The 22,303-nt window shown below is 29.4% G+C and carries 17 protein-coding genes; 10 read left to right on the plus strand and 7 right to left on the minus strand.

The features are described 5' to 3' along the window. The first annotated feature begins 37 nt into the window (after positions 1–37). Positions 38–1,120, plus strand: a complete 1,083-nt coding sequence (gene dinB, locus ABNT61_RS12580) for a DNA polymerase IV (protein WP_348743481.1) — start codon at positions 38–40, stop codon at positions 1,118–1,120. Here dinB and ABNT61_RS12585 read toward each other — a convergent pair. The 6 genes from ABNT61_RS12585 to ABNT61_RS12610 all read right to left on the minus strand — a co-directional run bounded on the left by ABNT61_RS12585 (position 1,117) and on the right by ABNT61_RS12610 (position 7,877). Next, complete coding sequence (locus tag ABNT61_RS12585) at positions 1,117–3,060, minus strand: tetratricopeptide repeat protein (protein WP_348743482.1); 1,944 nt, start codon at positions 3,058–3,060, stop codon at positions 1,117–1,119. The genes dinB and ABNT61_RS12585 overlap by 4 nt on opposite strands. A 1-nt stretch (position 3,061) precedes the next feature. After that, complete coding sequence (locus ABNT61_RS12590; RefSeq protein WP_348710613.1) at positions 3,062–3,805, minus strand: LytTR family DNA-binding domain-containing protein; 744 nt, start codon at positions 3,803–3,805, stop codon at positions 3,062–3,064. Positions 3,806–3,966: 161 nt separating this feature from the next. After that, positions 3,967–4,749 (minus strand): enoyl-CoA hydratase/isomerase family protein, encoded by a 783-nt coding sequence (locus ABNT61_RS12595; RefSeq protein ID WP_348743483.1) that lies wholly within the window; start codon positions 4,747–4,749, stop codon positions 3,967–3,969. Positions 4,750–4,752: 3 nt separating this feature from the next. After that, the gene (locus ABNT61_RS12600) at positions 4,753–6,165 is read right to left on the minus strand and encodes a sensor histidine kinase (protein ID WP_348743484.1); all 1,413 of its coding nucleotides are present in this window, start codon (positions 6,163–6,165) and stop codon (positions 4,753–4,755) included. 51 nt (positions 6,166–6,216) lie between these two features. Next, positions 6,217–6,726, minus strand: coding sequence for a hypothetical protein (locus tag ABNT61_RS12605; RefSeq protein WP_348710609.1), 510 nt, complete (start codon positions 6,724–6,726; stop codon positions 6,217–6,219). Further along, positions 6,726–7,877, minus strand: coding sequence for a DNA polymerase III subunit delta' (locus ABNT61_RS12610; RefSeq protein ID WP_348743485.1), 1,152 nt, complete (start codon positions 7,875–7,877; stop codon positions 6,726–6,728). The genes ABNT61_RS12605 and ABNT61_RS12610 overlap by 1 nt, the downstream gene beginning before the upstream one ends. A 125-nt stretch (positions 7,878–8,002) precedes the next feature. Here ABNT61_RS12610 and ABNT61_RS12615 point away from each other — a divergent pair, with 125 nt between their 5' ends. The 3 genes from ABNT61_RS12615 (at position 8,003) to lepB (ending at position 11,495) form a co-directional block, all read left to right on the plus strand. Then, a complete protein-coding gene (locus tag ABNT61_RS12615) occupies positions 8,003–8,248 on the plus strand; it encodes a FeoA family protein (RefSeq protein ID WP_348741158.1) in 246 nt (81 codons plus the stop codon). Further along, a complete protein-coding gene (gene feoB, locus ABNT61_RS12620) occupies positions 8,235–10,331 on the plus strand; it encodes a ferrous iron transport protein B (RefSeq protein WP_348743486.1) in 2,097 nt (698 codons plus the stop codon). Before ABNT61_RS12615 ends, feoB begins: the two co-directional genes overlap by 14 nt. A gap of 189 nt (positions 10,332–10,520) precedes the next feature. Continuing rightward, on the plus strand, positions 10,521–11,495 hold the full coding sequence (gene lepB / locus ABNT61_RS12630) for a signal peptidase I (protein ID WP_348745679.1): 975 nt from the start codon (positions 10,521–10,523) through the stop codon (positions 11,493–11,495). Here the strand turns inward: lepB and ABNT61_RS12635 are convergent. Next, a complete protein-coding gene (locus tag ABNT61_RS12635; protein ID WP_348745680.1) occupies positions 11,492–14,665 on the minus strand; it encodes an efflux RND transporter permease subunit in 3,174 nt (1,057 codons plus the stop codon). The two genes, lepB and ABNT61_RS12635, sit on opposite strands and share 4 nt — an antisense overlap. An 84-nt stretch (positions 14,666–14,749) precedes the next feature. On the opposite strand from ABNT61_RS12635, the gene ABNT61_RS12640 reads away from it, so the two are divergent. The 6 genes from ABNT61_RS12640 to ABNT61_RS12665 all read left to right on the plus strand — a co-directional run bounded on the left by ABNT61_RS12640 (position 14,750) and on the right by ABNT61_RS12665 (position 22,274). Further along, positions 14,750–15,787 carry an efflux RND transporter periplasmic adaptor subunit gene (locus tag ABNT61_RS12640; protein WP_348743488.1) on the plus strand — a complete coding sequence of 346 codons (1,038 nt, stop codon included), beginning with the start codon at positions 14,750–14,752 and terminating at the stop codon, positions 15,785–15,787. A gap of 143 nt (positions 15,788–15,930) precedes the next feature. Continuing rightward, the gene (locus ABNT61_RS12645) at positions 15,931–16,218 is read left to right on the plus strand and encodes a hypothetical protein (protein ID WP_348743489.1); all 288 of its coding nucleotides are present in this window, start codon (positions 15,931–15,933) and stop codon (positions 16,216–16,218) included. 60 nt (positions 16,219–16,278) lie between these two features. Next, entirely contained in the window at positions 16,279–17,454 is a 1,176-nt protein-coding gene (locus ABNT61_RS12650; protein ID WP_348743490.1) for a hypothetical protein, read from the plus strand. Between the two features lie 73 nt (positions 17,455–17,527). Further along, the gene (locus tag ABNT61_RS12655; protein WP_348743491.1) at positions 17,528–17,878 is read left to right on the plus strand and encodes a DUF1573 domain-containing protein; all 351 of its coding nucleotides are present in this window, start codon (positions 17,528–17,530) and stop codon (positions 17,876–17,878) included. Between the two features lie 36 nt (positions 17,879–17,914). Continuing rightward, positions 17,915–20,938, plus strand: coding sequence for an efflux RND transporter permease subunit (locus ABNT61_RS12660; protein WP_348743492.1), 3,024 nt, complete (start codon positions 17,915–17,917; stop codon positions 20,936–20,938). Next, positions 20,931–22,274 (plus strand): TolC family protein, encoded by a 1,344-nt coding sequence (locus ABNT61_RS12665; protein WP_348743493.1) that lies wholly within the window; start codon positions 20,931–20,933, stop codon positions 22,272–22,274. The genes ABNT61_RS12660 and ABNT61_RS12665 overlap by 8 nt, the downstream gene beginning before the upstream one ends. Positions 22,275–22,303 lie beyond the last annotated feature (29 nt).

Consider the following 22,303-nt stretch of genomic DNA (forward strand, 5'->3'; position numbering starts at 1 on the left):
AGAGCGCTCTTTCGAGCGCTTTTTTTAATTTTATAGTGTGGAACTGCAACCGCCATATCGCAAAATTATTCATGTTGATATGGATGCATTTTATGCATCTGTTGAACAACTTGATAATCCTGAACTAAGAGGGAAACCTGTTGCTGTTGGTGGAAGTGAAGTAAGAGGTGTGGTTTCTGCAGCAAGTTATGAAGCTAGAAAGTTTGGTGTTAAATCTGCTATGAGTGGAGTTTTGGCCAAAAAGAAATGTCCGCATTTAATATTTGTTAAACCTCGTTACGCTCGGTACAAGGAAATTTCTTCAAAAATTAGAGAAATATTCTACGATTATACAGATTTGGTAGAGCCTTTATCATTAGATGAAGCCTATTTAGATGTTACCGAAAATAAAAAGGGAAATCCGTCTGCAAGTTTAATCGCACAAGAAATTAGAGATCGAATTTGGGAGGAACTGGAATTAAGAGCTTCTGCGGGAATTTCTATTAATAAATTTATAGCTAAAGTAGCTTCTGATATCAATAAACCAAATGGACAGAAAACGATTAAACCAAATGAGGTTTTAGATTTTTTAGAGGAACTTCCTGTGGGTAAGTTTTATGGCGTTGGTAAAGTTACTGCTGCCAAAATGCACAATCATGGAATATTTAATGGTTTAGATTTAAAAAATCGATCACTCGAGGATTTGGTTTCACTTTTTGGTAAATCGGGTAAGCATTATTATAATATTGTTCGTGGAATTCATAATAGCGAAGTAAAACCAGATCGGGTAAGAAAATCGATTGCCGCAGAACGTACATTTAATGAGAACTTATCTTCAGAAATTTATATGCTAAAAAAACTGGAACTTATTGCTGAAGAATTGGAACGAAGAATGATGCATTCAAAAACGAAAGGTAAGACGGTAACTTTAAAAATAAAGTATAGCGATTTTACACAGCAAACTCGCAGTAAAACAGTTGGTAATTATTTACAAAAGAAAGAAGAGTTTTATCCGTTAATTAAAGATTTACTTATGCAAGATCATTTGAAAAATTCTGTTCGTCTTTTAGGAATTTCATTAAGTAATTTAGATACGGAAAAGAAAGATCCGATTTGGGTACAATTGCAATTTGATTTTTAAGCAAAAGGAAAACGTAAAGAAACTTTAGTTCCAGCAGGAGAACCATCTTCATTAGTAAGATCATGATAAGTTAATGAGAATTCATCATCATAATCTTCAGAAAATGTTTTTAATCGCTCTTTGGTTAAATCGATTCCAACAGATTTTCTTTTTAACGATTTACCTTCTTTAATTTTTGCTGCTGCATTTCTACCAATTCCGTTATCAATAATATTAACTTCAACAACAGTATCGGATACTTTATTGGCAGTAAGCTTTATTTGTTTATCGCTTTTTTTCGAAGAAAGTCCATGCCATAAGGCATTCTCTAAAAAGGGTTGAAGAATTAATGGCGGAACTTTAATAGTGTCCGTATTCATATCAGGATTAATATCTACCTGATAATTGATTTCATTGGAAAAACGAATATTTTCAATACTCATATATAAATCCATAGTAGCTAGTTCTTCTTTTAAACTAACCTCTTTGATTTTTGATACATCAAGAATATTACGAATTAACTTTGAGAATTTATTCAAGTAATAAACAGCTTGCTTCTGCTCGTTGTTAATAATGTATAATTTGATCGAGTTTAATGCATTAAAAATGAAATGAGGATTCATTTGAGTTTGTAATGCTTGTTGCTCTAAGAGTAATATTTTACGATCATTGTTTAATAAACGCTGACGATAAATAGAATATAAAGCTATACTTAACAACGCAATTGTAATAAGGGTAATGATTAAAATATTTCTGTTTCTATAAAATTGTAGAGACTCTATTTCCGATTGTGTTTCTAAATACGCGATTTCATTAATCTTTGTTTGTAAATCGTGCTTAGAAATTAAGTTGTTAACGTATGAAATATTCTTCTGACCAAAAGTACTTTTTTCGATTTCAACTGCCTTTTTGAAATAATCAAATGCCATTGAATAATTTTCTTGCTTTTCATAAAGTTTAGCTAAAGATTCTGCACAAGAAATTTGACTTTTTCTAAATCTAAACTTACGAGACAATTCAAGACCTTCTTTTAACTTTACTTCAGCCTCAGTAAGTTGATCATTATGAAGTAAAGCTGCTCCATAATTTCCTAAAGTTCGTGCTAAATAATAGTTATTGTTGTACTTCTTAGCTAATGGATAGATCTCTTCAATAAACTTCAAAGCCATTTTACTATTACCTTTTTTTCGATAAACACTACTCAAATTATTGTAGCAAATAACTTTTCCTCTGGTAGACTTTAGTTCTTCGTTTACCTTTAAAGATTCTTTATAATTTTTAATAGCGTCATCAAAAAGTAATAAGTTTTCTTGAGCGAAACCTATATTTTCATAGTTGATAGCAACTCCAATTTTGTTATCTAAGTTTTTTGAGATTTCAAGAGACTTTTCAAATTCGTTTAATGCTAAATTATATTGTTGTAGAGAAAGGTAAATGTTACCAATACTATTTATTGAGATACTAATATTCTTTGTATTCCTTTCTGTTTGATTTTTATTTCTTTTGGAAATTGTAAGTGCGGCTTGATGACAGTCTAGAGCATTTCTAACATCATCATATCTTCTATGACAAGCACCTAATAAGTTTAATGTAAACGCTTCGATTTCAATTTGCCCAGATTTTTTGGCTAAATCTAGAGCCTCTTTATGATATTTAACAGATTCGTTATATTTTGATTCTTTACGTAAAATTCTACCAAGATTATTTTTAGCAGATATTTGACCAATCAAATAGTTGTTTTTTAGGCTAAGCTCAAATAATTGGAGATTTTGGTTTTTGGTAAAAAATTCGTTGTTATTGCTAGAACTGTATAAAAGTGAATCAAGTTGAAAATAGTCTTTCGATTTTTCCTTTACCAATTCTCGAATAGATTGAATTCGAGCGCTATCTTTCTCTTTACCTTGCGAAAAGATTAAGAAAGGAAGTAGGAGGAGAAAAAATAAAAAACTTTTTTTACTCATTTTAAAATTTATCGAGGAACTCTGTTTTCTTCTGTCTAGAAACAGGAATTTTGTGGTTCATTTCCAAGATTACATATCCGTCAGTTTTGTAGTATTCTTTTACTTTATCTAGGTTGATGATGTAGGAATTATGAATTCTAAAAAACATATCTTCTGGAAGTAAACCATTAACTTCTTTTAGTTTTTTGGTTACTACTATTTTTTTTGCTTCAATGGTGTGAATTGAACTGTAGTTTCCATCTGATTCAACGCACACTATTTCTTCTGGTTTTAAAAAGATAAGCTTACCATCTGCATTAATAATAATTTTCTTTTTTGATAAGCGTTGGTTGAAATTAAAAAGTATTTTTTCAAACTTTTCGTCGGTATCAACTTGAGCTATTCTTTGTGTAAACTTTGTAATCTTTTTTAAGCATTGTTCTAAATCATCGGTATCAACCGGTTTAAGGAGATAATCAATGGCTTCTTTCTTTAAAGCTTCAATGGCATACTCGTTATATGCAGTAGTAATCACAATAGCGAAATCTTTTCTTGGTAGTTTTTCTATAAATTGAAATCCATCCATAGTTGGCATTTCAATATCTAAGAAAAGACAGTCAATACTATTATTATCAATAAATTCTAAAGCTTTTTCGGGGTTCGAAAAAGTATTTACAATTTCTACTTCATCATTGAAATTAGAAAGCTCCCAAGACAGGCTTTTTATAGCCTTGTCTTCATCGTCAACAATTATCGCCTTAAGCATATTTACAACAAATATATATTTTACGCAATTTATACAAAAAAAACGACCATTCATACATTTTTGTCGTTTTTTTATATTTTTTTTGAGCGTACTGGCAATAAAATAACAGAATTAGTGAGAAATCTATAAAAAAAGGCTTGCGCAATGCAAGCCTGTATTTTTTATTTGTTAGGAAAATCTGCTTTCCTTTTTTCTAAAAATGCGGTAGTACCTTCTTTAAAATCTTCAGTTCCAAAACAAGCTCCGAACTGTTGTACTTCAGATTGATAACCGTTAATTCCGTCTTTAAATCCGTCGTTAACAGCTTTAATTGCTTTACCAATGGCTACGGAAGAATTCTTAGTGATTTTGCTCGCTAATTTTTCTCCTAATCCTTGTAACTCATCTTGAGGAACAACGTAGTTCACTAATCCATAACTTTTAGCTTCATCTGCAGAAATCATTCCAGCAGTCATAATTAACTCCATAGCTTTTCCTTTTCCTATTAGTTGAGGAAGTCTTTGAGTTCCACCATAACCAGGAATTACACCTAATGAAGTTTCAGGTAATCCCATTTTTGCATTATCTGAGGCAATTCTAAAATGACAAGACATTGCTAATTCTAAACCACCACCTAATGCAAAACCGTTAACCATTGCAATAACTGGAGTTGATAAATTTTCTACAAAATCGAATAATAATTCTTGCCCTTTTGCAGCTAATTTCCCTCCTTCCTCAACAGAAAAATGAGCAAACTCAGAAATATCTGCACCAGCAACAAAAGCTTTTTCTCCGCTACCAGTTAACAAAATAACTTTTACGTCTTTATTTTCTTCAAGACTTTTAAAAGCTTCATGTAATTCTTCAATTGTACTTTTATTAAGAGCATTAAGCTTCTTAGGTCTATTAATTGTAACTTTAGCTAAATTATCTTCTACTGCTACAAGTATGTTTTCAAAGGTCATAAGTTAAGTTTTGGGTAAAGTTACAGTAAATACTGTTCCTATACCATAAGTTGATGAAAAAGTTATTGTTCCATTATAGGCTTCTATAATGTTTTTAATCATAGGTAATCCAAGTCCCATTCCACTAGTTTTAGTTGTGAATTTTGGTTCAAAGATTAACTCTTTATTTTCTTCAGAAATTCCTTTTCCATTATCAGATACTTTAATCACAACATGATTATCTTTTGAAGTTACTTTTACTTCTATTTTCGGATTTGCTTCGTCTGGTTTCATGGCTTGAGTTGCATTTTTAACCAAGTTTGTCATAATCCTTATCAGTTGTGTTTTATCTAAATGTGCATACAATTCCTGTTCTTCAGGAATATAATGAATGAAGTCTTCATTAAAAATATCTAATGCATGTTTCACAACATCAATAACATCAATGTTTTCTTTTCGTTGAGTCGGCATTTTAGCAAAGTCTGAAAAGGCTGATGCAATAGAACTCATCACGTCTATTTGCTGAATTAAAGTTTCACTATACTCTGCTATTTTTTCTCTAATATTTTCATCTGTAGGATCGAACTTTCTTAAGAAACTTTGAACCGTAAGTCGCATTGGAGTCAGTGGATTCTTAATTTCATGAGCCACTTGTTTTGCCATTTCTCGCCAAGCTTGTTCACGCTCACTTTGCGCAAGTTTAACTGCACTATCTTCCAATTGATCAATCATATTGTTATACGCATCAACCAGAGAATTAATTTCAGAGCTAGCCACATTCAAGGTGATTTTCTCGTTTTGCTTGTTTAAACGAGTTTCCTTGATTTTATTAGAAATAGTTTGAATCGAACGCGTAATATAACTTGACAAAAAATATGCAAGAGCAATTGCTGCAATGAACATTAAAATGTAAACCAGTAAAAGCCTACTCATAAACTCTCTTAACTCATCTTTTTGCTCTTCATTGTCTTGAACCATTTTAAGTTCAAGAATTCCAATTCTTTTATATCGAAGATCGTTGATGTACGAGTAGGATGACAAAAGAGAAATGTTTTGTTTGTCAATAGTTTTTAAAATTCTGTGATTAGAATTATTAGCAAGTTCGTTGATGATTTCATCTGAAAGTGGAACTTCTTTTACCTTCTCAAAATCATAAGGAATTGATGATTTTAAAGGATTTCCATTCATATCGTACATAGAAATGGTAAGCTTATGAATATCTGCTATTTCATAAATACGATCTTGAAAAATTTTCGATAAATTTTGAGTGTTTACAGGATACGTAGTTTTCCTTTTTAACTCAATATCAATATTGTGTGTTGTTGCGGTTTCTTTTCTTCCGAAACGGTGAATGTTGTAATCTTTGGTTTGTTCATCGTATTGATAAATGGTTACACTAGCAATTAAGATAGATGCTAAAAGCACCAATAAAATCATGGAAATAAATATCCGAATACGAAGCGAAATGTTGTTAAGATTGAACAATGATTATTTAAGTTTTTTAGATTTCATAATTAATATATCATCAAACTCTTTATCATCATCCCAATCGTAAATTACTTTACCAGTAAATCCTTCTTCAGTTGTTGTGATGGCATACCAAGCTTGTACTTGTTTTCCTAAATAGGCATAATCAACATATAAACTATCTCCTTTTGTTTTCCAGTTTCCTCCAGTTTCTCCGACTTTACTACCATCAGGCTGTTTAAACCAAGCAGTAAAAGTTCCATCATTTTTATATTCAGATTGTGCTCGTCCGGTATTAGGCTTGCTGAAATCGTCTTCAAAAACAAAGGAACTATCCGCTTTCTGATAAGTCGGATATTCTATTTTTATATAAGATGTTTCCCAAGTACCAACCATGTATGTGTTTAATGACTTTTCTTGAACTTCTTTTTGAGGAGTCTCAGATTCCTCACTTTTATTTTTTTCTTGTTTACAAGCAGCAAAAATTAGTCCAACAATTACAATTGCTGAAAAAAAGTGTGATTTTATCATCAGGTATTGACTTTTTGTTCTTTGGTGTGTAGTAATCTCGTAAGTTTTATAGATAGATCTAATAAAATAATTTTAGCATTACCATTTCTTTCGATATGATATTGAGCGTCGTTTAATTCCTTTTCAATGGAAAGTATATTTCCGCTATGAATAAAAGGAGCGAATTTCTCTAATTTAAAGTTAGACGTTTGTGGAGTTAAATAAACCAAATCAGGAGTACCGTAATTTAATAATAAGGCTTGTCTGAAAAAGTGTAAACAATATTGAATAAATTGTTTTTGGGTTTCTCTTCCGCTTTTAGCGATTGCTTCACTCCACTGAATTAAATCTTGAATAACAGCTGCATTTCCTTTTGCTTTAAATGCACTTCGAATCCAAGTAATGAACCATTCTTCGAAAACCAAGTCATTAGAATCATTATGCAATAAATGAAGAGCTTTGTTGTAGTTTCCTTCACTTTGTTGTGCAATTCTATTGGCTTCGTTAGCAGAAATTTCTTGAGTTCTTAAAAGTTCATTGACAATGTCGTTTTCACTTAAAGATGGAAAGTGTAATGCTTGACAACGAGATTTGATCGTATTTATAATTTTTCCTTCGTCTTCTGTAACTAAAAGAAATATAGTTTTTGACGGTGGTTCTTCTATCAGTTTAAGTAGTTTATTGGATGCAGCGATATTCATTTTTTCCGCCATCCAAATAATCATTACTTTAAAACCACCTTCGTATGATTTTAGAGAAAGTTTTTTGACAATATCTTCTGCTTCATCAACACCAATCTGTCCTTGTTTATTTTCAACACCAATACTTTTTAACCAGTCGAATAAACTTCCATAAGGAGAATCAAAAATAAAGTTCCTCCATTCCTCCAAAAAAAGGTTGCTTGTTGGGTGTTTTTTTACTGAATCTGTAGTAGTAACTGGAAAAGCAAAATGTAAATCAGGATGCTGTAGTTTACTGCATTTAAGAGCGCAAGCTTCTGGGTTGTTAGAAGAGCTTGTTAACAACAGTTGAGCATAAGCAACTGCAGCAGCTAAAGTACCTGAACCTTCTTTACCTACAAATAACTGAGCATGCGGAATTCTGCCGTTTTCAGCAGACGCCGATAAATGCTTTTTTATATGTTCTTGACCTATGATATTATCGAATGTCATAAGGCAAATATACTATTTATGTTAAGAGAGAAAAACCACTTCTTTAGAATGGTTCTAATTTAGTATCTTTGCATTTCGCAATACGTTCTGGATACACAGAATTTAGGCGATTAAAAATCATTTCTTTGAGTACTATTGCATCTTTAAAAATTGGAGAATCAGGAATTATTTCTGAGGATAACCAACATTCTATTCCTTTAAAATTATTAGAAATGGGTTGCTTACCTGGAGTTGAAGTTACATTGCTTCAAATAGCGCCTTTAAACGACCCAATGTACATATTGGTAAATGGCAGTCATTTAGCAATACGAAAAGAAATGGCTTCTAAAATTAAACTGATGAACCTAGAAATAAAAGATGGCGAAAGATAGTATTCAAATAGCACTGATTGGAAACCCTAATACAGGAAAAACATCTTTGTTTAATAGGTTAACAGGATTAAACCAAAAGGTTGGAAATTATCCTGGTATTACAGTTGATAAAAAGCAAGGATCTTGTAATTTAACATCTGAGGTTAAAGCTGTAATTACAGATTTACCTGGAACCTACAGTATTAATCCTACTTCTTTAGATGAAAGTATTGTTTTAAAGGTTTTAAATAATTCTGAAGGGAAAAACTTTCTTGATGTAATTTTAGTGGTTGCTGATGTAGAGAATTTGAAACGTAACTTACTTTTATTTACACAAATTCAGGATTTAGGTATTCCTACTGTTTTAGCTATAAACATGGTTGATGAAATGGAGAAAAAAGGAATTTCCATAGACATTGGTCAGTTAGAGAAAGAGTTAGGAACTAAAGTAGTTTTAATTTCAGCAAAAAAGAATATTGGAGTCAGCGATTTAAAAACTGAATTGGCAAATTATTCGTCATTATCTCCAGTATCTAATTTTTCTACCGTAGCAAATAAAATTGATCCAGAATACTTCTCAGAACTACAAAAGGTAAATTCAAATTCATCATTATATCAGTTATGGTTATCTGTAACACAGAAATCATTCCTTGAAAATTCTAAAGACGATTTATCGAGCTTTTTAGACGATATTCCTAAACTAAAAAAATATCAGCAGAAAGAAACAATCTATAGATATCAAAGAATTAATGAAATTCTTAAAAAATCATACGTTTTAGATCGAACAAAAGCGAAAGATTTACGCAGTAGATTAGACAGAGTTTTCACACATAAGTTTTTTGGATACTTTATCTTTTTAGGAATTTTAGCTTTAGTTTTTCAATCTATTTTTGAATGGTCTTCTATTCCAATGGATTTTATTGATGGTTCATTCGGAAGTCTTTCGGAAATACTTAAAGGGAAATTACCAGAAGGTATGTTTACTGATCTCTTAACTGATGGAGTAATTCCTGGTATTGGAGGTGTTGTAATTTTTATTCCACAGATTGCTATTTTATTTTTCTTAATCGCAATTATGGAAGAATCAGGATATATGAGTCGTGTTGTATTTTTAATGGATAAAATTATGCGACGATTTGGAATGAGTGGTAAAAGTATTATTCCATTAATTTCAGGAACTGCGTGTGCTATTCCAGCAGTTATGGCAACAAGAACTATTACCAGTTGGAAAGAAAGATTGATTACGATTTTAGTAACACCATTTACTACTTGTGCCGCAAGGTTACCAGTTTATGCGATTTTAATTGCGATTATTATTCCTGATCAAAAAGTTTTGGGCCTTTTTAATTTACAAGGATTAACATTATTGGGTTTATATGCATTAGGATTTACTGCTGCATTAGCTGCTGCTTTTGTTTTGCATAAAGTATTGAAAATAAAGAGTAAATCTTTATTCGTGATAGAGATGCCAGATTATAAACTTCCATCGATGAAAAATGTATTATTGTCTGTTGTAGAAAAAACGAAGAGTTTTGTTTTTGATGCGGGTAAAATTATTCTTTCAATCTCAATAATTTTATGGTTTTTAGCAACTCACGGTCCATCTTCATATTACGAAGTTGAAGAAAAAGTAAAAACTGAATTAGCTTCTCAAAATTTATCAGAGCAAGAGTTAGAACAACGAATTGCTTCAGTAAAAATGGAGAAATCTTTTATTGGAATTGCGGGTAAAACTATTGAGCCAGTTGTAAAACCAATGGGTTACGATTGGAAACTAGGAATTGGTTTAATTGCATCATTTGCTGCACGTGAAGTATTTGTAGGAACATTGGCGACTATTTATAGTATCGAAGGTGTAGAAGATGAAGGAACCATTAAGGAAAGAATGGAAGCCGAGGTAAATCCTGAAACTGGTGGAAAACGATTTGATTTCGCAACAGGAATGTCCTTATTAATTTTTTATGTTTTTGCAATGCAATGTATGGCAACATTAGCCATTGTAAAACGAGAAACAAAAAGCTGGAAATGGCCGATTATTCAGTTAGTAGCGATGGGAGTAATTGCTTATTCATCGGCAACATTAGTCTATCAATTTTTATCATAATATGGTACAGCAAATCATAACTTATACAATAGTAGCTTTAGCAGTTTTATTTTTGGCTAAAAAGTTTTTTTTCAAGCCAAAAAGTAAAAATGGCTGTGATACCAATTGTGGTTGTAGTTAAAATTTACTTTTTTCATAAAAGTGTATTTTTACGATATGAAAAAGATTTTATTTTGTTCAGGTTTTGTTATGGTTATTTGTTTTTTCCTTTGGACCAAACTTATAATTACTTCAATTCTTCTAATCATAATTATTGAAAGTTTTACTACATGTTATTCGGTAACAAAACTTGAACAATTAGTTTCAAAGGATATATATAAAATTCTGAAATTAAGTTACTTTTTTATACTTCCTATCGTTATATCGATTTTCATCAGAACTTTTTTTATTGATCTGTATTTTGTGCCTTCAAAGTCAATGGAACGTACTTTGTTTCCAGATGATTATGTTGTAGTAAATAAGTTTTCTTATGGAGTTAAATTACCTAAACATTTAAGAAATATACCCGTTGTGGGTAGTTTGTTTCAAGCTCCAAGTAATGAATTTGATCTATATCACAGCTTAAAAGGATTGGAAGAATTCAAAAGAGAAGATATTGTTGTTTTTAAAGCAGTTGATGACTCAGATAAATTTTTTATTAAAAGAATTATTGGAATGCCAAGTGATACATTAGAAATCCAAAATGGTATAGTTATAATAAATAATAAAGAATTACCAAATAGAGACAGTTTTTCATTTGATTATATTGGTAACGAAGTTAAAAATGTAACAATAATTAAAAACTTTTCAGAGAAAGAGTTTAGAGAATCTTCTTTAAAAGATAAATCAATTTTTATAAAGAATATAAGAAAAGAGCCAGATTTTAGTTATTTCCTTTTCCCTAGAAATAAACAAGAAATTTGGTCAATTGATAATTACGGAAGTTTGATAGTTCCCCATAAAGGATTTAAAATTGAATTAACAAAAGAAAACAAAGAAATTTATGAATCTATAATTTCAAAATTTGAAAATATAGATCTAGAAAGTTACCCACAAGAGTTTTATACGTTTACGAAAGATTATTATTTCATGCTTGGAGATAATAGACATGATTCTATTGATTCTCGTAGTTATGGTTTTGTTCCAGAAGATTATATACAGGGAAAAATGATAAGAGTATTTTAATTATTTAAACATCTTTTTTGTTTTAAAGTAAAAAGAGGCAGGTAAATTAAAATTCCTATCATAGAAAAAAATAATCCTCCAATTGTACCAGCTCCTAAGGCAAACCAAAACACTTCATTTTGTCCGTCTTTTACAAAAGGGATAAACCCTAAAATTGTTGAAATAATAGTTAGAGTGATTGGGAAGATTTTTTGCCTGAATGCTTCAAGGTATAAATGAATATAGTTTTGATTGGAGTATTCTTTTTTTAATTTATTAAAACCGTTAATAATGAAGATAGATGCATTTACGGTGATTCCACTTAATAAAACAAAACTAGCCAATCCGCCTTGGTCAAAATTGAAACTAAATAAGTAAAAGGTTAAGAACACTCCAATAAAAGAAATAGGAATAACACTTAAAATAATAAAAGGTTGTTTTAAACTTTCAAATAATATAGCGCAGATAAAGTAGATAATAATAAAAACCAGAAGAAGTAAATAGAAATAATTATTGTTTTTATCACCGTTTAAAAACCATTTTCTTTGAGAATTTTCAAAACGATAGCCCAAAGGTAATTTTTCTCTTAACTCATCTAGTTTTTTATTTAAAAACTTTGAGCCAAATTTATAAGAACCAGTATATTGAAATTGGATTAAACGAATATATTCTTGATTTTCTTTATAAATATTTTCTTCTTCTCTTTCCTTTTTTATTTTGGCAATATTTTTTAAAACAATAGGTTTATTTAAGCTGTCTAATGGAGCATTTGTAATCTTCCAAAGATCAAACTGTTTTGATTCAGAAGATTCTAAACGCACCGGTGTATATGTTCCATCTACATTCAATGAAACATCTGAATTTTTTGAAAGTGTTAATGTTTGTAATTCTTTAAAAATTCTTGAAGGGTTACTATTACGAAGTGTGAGTTGTTCTTTGTCTAAACTAAATCGATATTCATATGAAGGCTTTCTTGACCAGTAAGAATTTTCTTTTATGAGTACTTTTTGAATTCTTGGATGAGTTTCTAACGCAACCTTCAAAGTATCAGCCCAACTATTTAAAATATCGTAATTATAACCTTTTGCTTCAACCGTAAAATTAATAGGCTCATTACTGCCGCTTCCATTACTAAATCCATTACCAACTCCTGAAATATTCCAATCAATTCCTCCTAAATCTAACGCTTTTCTCACTAATCTAGCTTTTAGCATAAAAGGGAAAGCACCTTTTTCATATGCTTCTTTAAAGGTAATTTCAATTCTCGCATAATCTCCACTATAAACAGTGCTCGTATACTGTTTTATTTCAGGAAACTGTTGTAAATAGTTTTCAATTACCAAAAAAGCCTCGTTCATTTGATGAACAGTAGCTCCTTTTTCCATTGAAGCACCTACATATAACTTAGTCTCTTTATTACGATTATAATAAGCGTTTTCAAATACATAATAATTAAATAATCGAAAACTACCACCTAAATATTTGTCAATATATGGCCTTACATTTTCTCTATACCATTCATTACCTAGGGTTGAGTTATAGGATTTTTCAAGAAAGGTATTATTGTTTTCAAATTTTTGAGGTAACATAAAAAAAGGAACACCAAAGAGCAAAATAACTCCTAGTATTGCTAACTTTTTAAATCGTAATAATATTATAAGGATACGATTGTAAAATGTGTAAAAATTTTGTTGAATTTGTAATAATGGTCTTTTAACTTCTTTGTTTTTTAATGGGATTTTATCTAATAATGCTGTAATTAAAAACAACGCCACAAATAATGAAACACTTAAATTGATGATTATGACTAAAGCGAAATCAATCAAATTTAATTTGTACTTATCGTCTAAAAAATAGATAATTGACAAGGCTCCTACTGTTGTTAAAGTTGATGCTAAAATTGGAGTAAATATTTTAGTATTTCCTTGCTTTTTAATATGATCAATCATAACAATACTATTGTCAACAATTAATCCTAAAGAAATAGTAATTCCTGCTAATGAGTATAATTGAATTTCTACTTTAAAAATAAAATAAAGTAAAAAAGCTATTCCTAAATTAAAGAGTAAACTTAATATAGTAACCAGAAAATACCTAAAACTGGCACTTACTACAAGAATAAACAATAATAAAATTGCAACTGTATAAGCAGACCTTTGATAAATTTTATCTAATTCTTTAGCTAAATATTCAGTTGCGTTATATGATTGTATAATCGAAAAATTATTAGGGAGCTTAGGTTGAATTTCTTGAATGTTTTCGGCTATTTGTTTAGCCAAAACAAGTGTATTGGCATTTTTTGTAGCATAAATCGATAATGTAATTGAGTTTTTACCATTTATTCTAAAATAACTTTGTGTTTCTTGTTCTAATTCCCTGACAGAAGAAATATCATTTAAATAAACAAGACGGTTTTCTACTTTTTTAACAGGAATGTGCCAATCTATTTTGTTTTTAGAATTAATTGCTAACGTAATATATTGATCATTATAAAATGTGTCCCCTAAACTTTCCTTAGAAAACTGTTTTTGTAAGGCCGAAACAATATCATCTTTGTTTATTTTTAATTGTTTTAACAGATCAGCGTTATAGGTAACCACAAACTCTTTTGGTTGAGCTCCAAACACTTTAGTTTTATCAATACCATCTATAGCTCCAATAATAGGTTCTATCTGATTTTTTACAATTTCCTGAATAATAAAAGGAGATTCATTCCCATTTATACTATAGCTTAAAAAAGCACGTTGATGTTCATCATCATTAGGTTTATTTACAGTTAAAGTAGGGTAACTAACACGTTCTGGTAACTTTTTATATAGTTGACGAATGATAGTTGCTATTTCAAATCGTACATGATCAATGTTAGTATATTTGTCAAATTCTAAAGAGATACTTCCTCTTCCTTTTGACGATTTAGAGGAAAGCTTTATGAGACCTTTTACAGTACTAAAACCACCTTCTAAAATACTGGTAACTTCTCTTTCTAAAGCATATGGTGATGCATTATTCCAATTGTAGTTTATCGATATAGAAGGTAATGAAGCACTAGGGTTTAATCGTACCGATAATTTTGGGATTACAAAGAAACCTAAAAGACTTAACGTTAAAGCAATAATAAGTGTTTTAAAAGCAGATATTGAATACTGATTTTTGATAGCAAACTGTTTGTTGTTTTCAAACTTAAGAACTATTTCTTAAAATGTATATTTTCTTTTTTGATTTATTAAAAAATAACAATATTTAGTCTTCTAGCTATATTTGCAAACAAAAAGTCAATGTTTAAAAAATCCTTTCTATTAATAATTTTAACAATAGCTGCTTGTGGAAAAGAGAATAAAACTTCTCAGGAAGAAGAAATTCAGTTGAAAGTGGTTAGCAAAGGAACTTCGGTCGAAGTTGTAAAAGTTTCAGATTCAGTTTTCAATAAACAACTTTGGGTTAATGGGAAAATTGAGGCTGTTAAAAAAGCAGAACTACGTTTTCAAGCATCCAATCAATTGTCTTCCGTAAAGGTTGCTAATGGAGATTATGTAAAGCAACATCAAATCATTGGAGTTTTAGAAAATAGTTTACTAAAAAACAATATGCAAAAAGCCACAATCGAACTTCAAAAAGCACAGAATAAACTTGCAGCAGAAAAAATTAATTACGGCAAACAGAACATTACTCCGAGTATTTTAAAAAACTTAGAAATTAAAAGTGGAGTTATTGAGGCGAGGAATAATTTAGAAAGAGCTAAAATTGAGTATGATCAAACTTTTTTAAAAGCTCCGTTTTCAGCAATAGTGGCGAATATTGAAAAAAGAGAAGGAGATTATATCGGAACGGCTGATGCTTTTTGTACAGTGATTAATCCTAATGCATTAGAAGTTTCGTTTGCAGTACTAGAAAACGAGTATCAATTTATAGCTAAAAATCAAGAGGTTGAAGTCCGAGGTTACAACGCTAAACAAAAATCGTTTAAAGGAAGGATTACGGAAGTAAACCCGTTAGTTGATGAAAACGGATTAATAAAAGTTACAGCTACGATTATAGATAAAAATACAGGGTTATTAGATGGAATGAACGTAAAGATTTTAATTAATCATCCTTTGCACAATGTGGTGATTATACCCAAATCAGCATTGGTACTAAGGTCAAATAGAGAGGTAGTTTTTACTATAGAAAATAACTTAGCCAAATGGAATTATGTTGAAATAGCCGGAGAAAATAGTGATAGTTATGCTGTTAAAAAAGGCTTAAAAGGTACCGACACTGTTATTATTTCTGGTAACCTTAACTTAGCACATAATACAAAAGTTATAGCTGAATAACAGAACTTTAAAAAAAAGATATATCTTTGTGGCACGGGGGAAAAGAATTTAAAAAAAATTGCGTGCCTTTTTCTTTATAATTTAATGGATAATTTGTTAATCGTGTGTATGCACGCTATGCACATATTTTAATTTTTTATAAAATGAAAAAAATAATTTTCAGTTTAGTAATGTTAGTTGGCTTTACATTAAGTACTATGACAATTCAATCTTCTTTTGCACAAGATGCTTTTGACCATGCAGAAAATGAAGTTGGTGGTGGAGGTAGCTCTTCGGTAAAGTGTTATTGTGCAGATAAAATAATTAATCAGGGAGGTGTAATTACTAATATTAAGATTTGTAAGGCAGGAAATTCAGGTATTTTATGTGCTCAATCTACACCAAATGGTAATGTACAGTGTTGGAAGTATGATCAAAATTGTCAACGATAATAAATTAATTATTAAGAATTTTAAGTATAATGGGGTTTACCGTTATACTTTTTTTATATTATGAGAATTGTTTTTGTTTTTTTGTGCTTGATTATTATTGTTTCATGCAGTAAAGCTAAAAGTGATAAAGATTTTTTTAATGGAAAAAATTTTAGTCAAAAGAGAATTATCATTGATTCTATTAAAATAGACACTTTAGATTTTGAAGTTGTTGAATCATCTTTTGATGGATTTCTAAAAATCGATAATAACAATATTAATTTTATAGATAGTCGTTTTGGATGGTTTTTTACATTTGATAAATATGGACATTTAATTTCTAAAAATTTAGGACAAGGAGCAGGACCTAAAGAGATAAATACAGGTTTTATTGATGCTTACATTAAATTATCCAACGGAAAACATGTCTTTATTGGTTCAGGATATGATGTACACATACATAATGAAGATTTTGAAAGGGAGAAAATCCTTATCATGCAATGGGATTTAAAGAATGAAAGTTATGAAATCAACCCTCAAAACCTTAATCCAGAGATGCACAGGCTATACTCGCCAGATTATAGTAATTTTAATTTACAGCAAATTTCTGATAATGAAATTTATTTTCCGATTTTAGCTCAACACCGCTTTTTTAATAAATTCAATTCACATCGTTATTTTGAAGAAAGTAGAATTTTAGCTAAGTTGAATTTAGATAGTAAAAAGATCGAATCTTTGGAAGGAAGAAAATCGAGGGAGTATTTAAGGTATTCTTTTTTAAGTAATTACGATTTTTTTGATTATCAGCATAGTTTAAAGAGTAATAAAACTTTTATTACTTATGAGGTAGATTCGTTGATTTATGTTTATGATAAAAGTTTTAATAACATATATTCTTTTGGTAATTCTGGCAAGCATATTGGCAATACGGATTTTTTTGAATATAAGGGAGGTTTAAATAACGAAAAAGAATTTAGGGAAGCCTATACATTTGAGAAATCTAAAACAGGATTTTACAAAAATCTGATTTATTTTGAAGATGAGGACATTTTAATTAGAACTTATTTTATAGGGAATTCTAGAACTCAGGATGGTATGCAAGTGTATATAAAGAACGAGTTAATTGCAGATGTAAGGGTGCCAAAAGCTTTCAAAGTTATAGGGAAAATTGGTGATTATTTTTATTCTGATATAGTTATTAATGAAGAGGATAATTATTTTAAATGTTATAAGTTTAAATTAGAGGATGTTAAGTAAAAAAGTGTTTTATATTTTCTTTTGTTTATTTGCTTTATTGTTCAGTTGTAATGATCCCAAAAAGCAAAATAATGTGAGTGTAGCTAAACCAACTCAAAAAGAAATAACTAAGTATGCTGATTTAGTTTTTGATACAAAACTTATTAAGTTTGACTCGGTGAAAAAAGGAAAAATGGTTTCTGCTAAGTATGTTTTTTCAAACCCTAGTGCAGATACTTTGAAGTTAGATTATGTAAATCCTGAGTGTATTTGTACAAGTTATGAGGTTTCTTCTCATGTAATTCCTCCAAATGATAAAGGAGAAATTACTTTAAATTTGGATACTACACACAAAATAGGAGAAACTAAAATTAACGCAGTTGTAAAAGCAAATACAAAAACTAAGTTCTATAAAATAATACTAAAAGTAAACGTTATAGATTAGCCTATATCAAATATTTTTTAGTTAAAAATTGATTCTTTGGTAAAGTTTCTTATAAACAGACCAATAGCAGTATTCATGACAACCCTAGCATTTTTGTTGCTGGGTGTTGTTGCTTCTAATCGCATTGCAACTTCATTAATGCCAGATATTGCTATCCCTGAAATTACGGTTCAGGTGAGCTATCCTAACAATACTGCTAGAGAATTAGAAACAAACGTTATTCGTGCATTACGAAATCAATTACTACAAGTAAGTAATTTAAAAGATATTTCTTCAGAAACTAGAGATGGTTTTGCCACTTTAAAGCTACAATTTGAATATGGTACAAACACAAATTTGGCATTCGTTGAAACCAATGAAAAAGTAGATGCTTCCTTAAATTCTCTACCAAGAAACTTAGATCGTCCTAAAGTCATAAAAGCTTCTGTAACCGATATTCCAATTGTAAATTTAGCGGTTACTTTAAAAGAAGAAGTTACATCTGAAAACTTTTTAGAATTAAGCGACTTTACAGAAACTGTTTTAAAAAAACGAGTTGAGCAATTACCTGATATTGCTTTAGCTGATATTTCAGGAATTACCAAACCAGAAATTGTAGTAATTCCGGATGGGCAAAAACTCCAGAACCTTAAAATTAGCAGTAATGAATTAATAAATGTTATCAAACAAAACAATTTTGAGTTTGGTAATTTATTGGTTCAAAATGGAATTTATCAATATAATTTTAAGTTCAATAATCCTTTAAAAACGAAAAAGGATGTAGAAAATATTGATATTAAAATTGAAGAAAAACTTTTCAAGTTAAAGGATCTAGCACAAGTTAAATTACAACCAGTTAAAGATAGAGGTTTAGTATATGTTAATGGAAAAAGATCAATAGTTTTAGCTATTATAAAACAAGCAGACGCAAGAGTTTACGAGTTAAAAGAAGCGCTAGAAAAAGTAACTGAATCTTTTAAAACAGATTATCCCAACCTTGAATTTACGACTAACCAGGATCAAACCAAATTATTAAAGCTTTCTATCGATAATTTAAAGTCTAGTTTATGGATTGGTAGTTTTCTAGCAATTATCATTATGTTTTTCTTTTTGAAAGATCTAAAATCTCCTTTAATTATTGCAATTAGTATTCCTGTTTCTTTAGTTATCAGTATATTATTCATGTACCTTTTCGGATTATCTATCAACATTATTTCGTTATCAGGACTTATTCTTGGAGTGGGAATGATGATAGACAATGCGATTATTGTTATTGATAATATTACTCAAAAGCTAGAAGAAGGAAATGATTTACTTAATGCATGTGTAAAAGGAACAAATGAAATCATTACACCTTTAATAAGTTCGGTTTTAACAACTTGTTCTGTGTTTTTACCATTGTTATTTTTAAGTGGAATAACTGGAGCTTTATTTTATGATCAGGCGTTAGCAGTAGGTATTGGTTTGTTTTCGTCTTTATTAGTATCTGTTTTTTTGATTCCTGTAATTTACAGACAGTTAAAAAATAAAGAGTTTAGTATTGAAAAGAAATTACAGCTAAGTGTTAAGACACAAAATGTAGAAGAATGGTATGAAAAAGGATATTATTTTTTCTTTAAAAACAAAGGAATTGTATATGGTATAGCAATTTTATTCACAGGGTTAGCACTATTATTTTTTAATGTTATGCCCTATTCTCAGCTTCCAAAAATAAACCAAAACGAGGCCATTTTAACAATTGATTGGAATGAGAGTATTACTGTTCAAGAAAATCAAAAACGTATTCAGGCTATTTTAAAAGATAAATTAGCTATAGAAACTACTTTTTCACAGGTTGGTGAACAGCAATTTTTATTACAACAAGAAAATGCAAAAAGTTTCTCTGAAGGAGTTGTTTATATAAAAGTAAAAACAGTTGAAGATTTAAAACAGCTTAAGGAAAGTATACGTCAAAGTATGCAAAGTAATTTTACAAGTGCTACATACACGTTTGAAGATCCCAAAAACATTTTTCAATACTTATTTGGAAGTCAGAAGAATGGTTTAATAGCGCAAATTTCTTCTAAAAGTTCTTTGGAAGTTCCTGCTGAAAATAAATTACCAATAATAAAAAGCTATTTACAAGAATTTACAACTGATGAAATTCCATTAAAACAAACGGTATTTATCGAAATTTTGCACGAACAAGTATTATTATATAATGTTTCTTATGACGATTTATTAAATGAATTAAAATCTACCTTTAATCAGAATTTTATAGACAACTTGAAAACTTCTCAAAAGTTTATACCTATAATGCTCAATTATGATAACAAGGAATTTGAAACTATGATTTCTGATTTGTTTGTAAGAAATAAAAACAAAGAATTGATTGCAGTTCGTAATTTGATAAAAACATTTCCTTCAGAACAGTATAAAACAATCACTTCAAACAGAAGCGGCGAATATTTGGCTTTTAATGTAATTTCTAATGGACCTACTAATGAGGATATATATAAAATTCAAAATAAAATAAGAGCAAATCAAGATTTTAATGTTCGTTTCAGTGGAAGTTATTTCGATATAAAAGCTTTAGGAAATGAATTGTTAGTTGTTGTATTAGTTGCATTGTTGTTGTTATATTTAATTATGGCAGCTCAGTTTGAATCATTATGGCAGCCATTAATTATTTTATTAGAAATACCTATTGATATTGGAGGAGCACTATTGTTATTGTGGTTGTTTGGAGGAACTATAAATGTAATGGCAGCAATTGGAATTGTAGTCATGAGCGGAGTAATTATTAACGATAGTATTTTAAAACTGCATACAATTAATTTATTACGGAAAGAAGGAAAAATCATTAGTGAAGCAATTAAGTTAGGAGGAAAACTACGTTTAAAACCTATTTTAATGACCTCTTTTACTACAATTTTAGCTTTATTACCATTTCTTTTCATAGGAGGATTAGGAGCAAAACTGCAAAAACCTTTAGCGTTAACGGTAATTGGAGGTATGTTAATAGGAACATTCATTAGTTTATATTTTATTCCGTTGATGTATACTTTATTAAGTAAAAAAGAAGTCTCAAATAATGAATAATATATTTAAAAATTATCTACTTATTTTCTTTTGTTTAAATATTTCAAATGTAATAGCACAAAAAAGATGGTCTCTAGAAAATTGTATAAAATATGCAGAGACTCATAATGTTGATGTTATTAAGCAAAAAATTAGATCTGAGATATTAAATAGTGATATAAAAATAGCGAAAGGAAATTATCTGCCAGACCTTAATTTTGGCGCTTCACAAAATTTCTCTTTAGGAAATTCATTTAATGTTTCTACAGGAGTAGGACAAAGAGAAAGTAGTTCAAATAGTTTTAGTTTATCATCTAGTTTAAATGTTTTTAATGGTTTTTCCAATAGATATAGATTACAAAGCGCTAGGCTTACTAAAGAAAAATCTGAATCGAATATTGAGAAAATTAGATTAGACATTACTTTAAATATTATTAACAAGTATTTACAAGTGTTATTTAATAAAGAAATAGTGAAAGTTGCTGAACAACAACTGAAAATAAGTTCTGAGAACTATAATCGATTAAATAGTCTTTATAGTAATGCACTTGTAGGAAAAAGAGAATTATTAGAAATAGAGTCTACATTAGCTTCAGATAAAAGAGAGAAAATTATCGCAGAAAACAATGTTAGAAATAGCCTAATAGAACTTCAAGAGTTATTGGATGTTAAGCAAATACAAGGTTTTGATATAGATGAGGTAATTATAGAAAATGTATCTACTTTTGATTCTGAGATTTCTGATGAATTAATAGATAAAAACCCAGAGATAGTTTCATCAAAACTGGATATCGATATTAAAACTAAAGAACTCAAAATTGCTAAAACTGGATCATTTCCTAAACTTAGTTTGAGTTACTCATATAACAGTAATTATTTTCATATCATTGGTGAGGATGATGTGGTAGAAAATCAACAAACGGGAGAATTAATTCCTAATGGTTTTTGGACACAGTTAGAGAATAACAGAACCCACTTTATTGGAATCTCTGCTAGTTTTCCAATATTTAATAGATTCTTAAATCGTGAAAACGCAAAAAAAGCCGAAGAAGAAATCAAGATAGCGGAATTAGATTTATTGAATAATAAACAAGTTTTGAAAAATAAAATAAGGTTGGCAAAGAATGATGTAATCGCATCAAAAGCATCCTTGTCTTCTTCTGAAATAGCTTTACAAACACAAAAAGAAGCCTTTAATATTTTATCAGAGCAATATAGAAATGGGAATATAGGGAATTATGAGTTTTTGGAAGGTCGTAATAAGTTAATTCAAAATTCATCAGAATACATTAAAGCGAAGTATGAATATTACTTTAAATCAAAAGTTCTAATGTATTATTTTAAACAAAGAATATAAATAGAGATTAATAAGTGTCAGCTTAAGTT

Origin of the sequence: Tenacibaculum sp. 190524A05c, from assembly GCF_964036595.1 — a bacterium.
GTDB classification, from domain to species: domain Bacteria; phylum Bacteroidota; class Bacteroidia; order Flavobacteriales; family Flavobacteriaceae; genus Polaribacter; species Polaribacter platacis.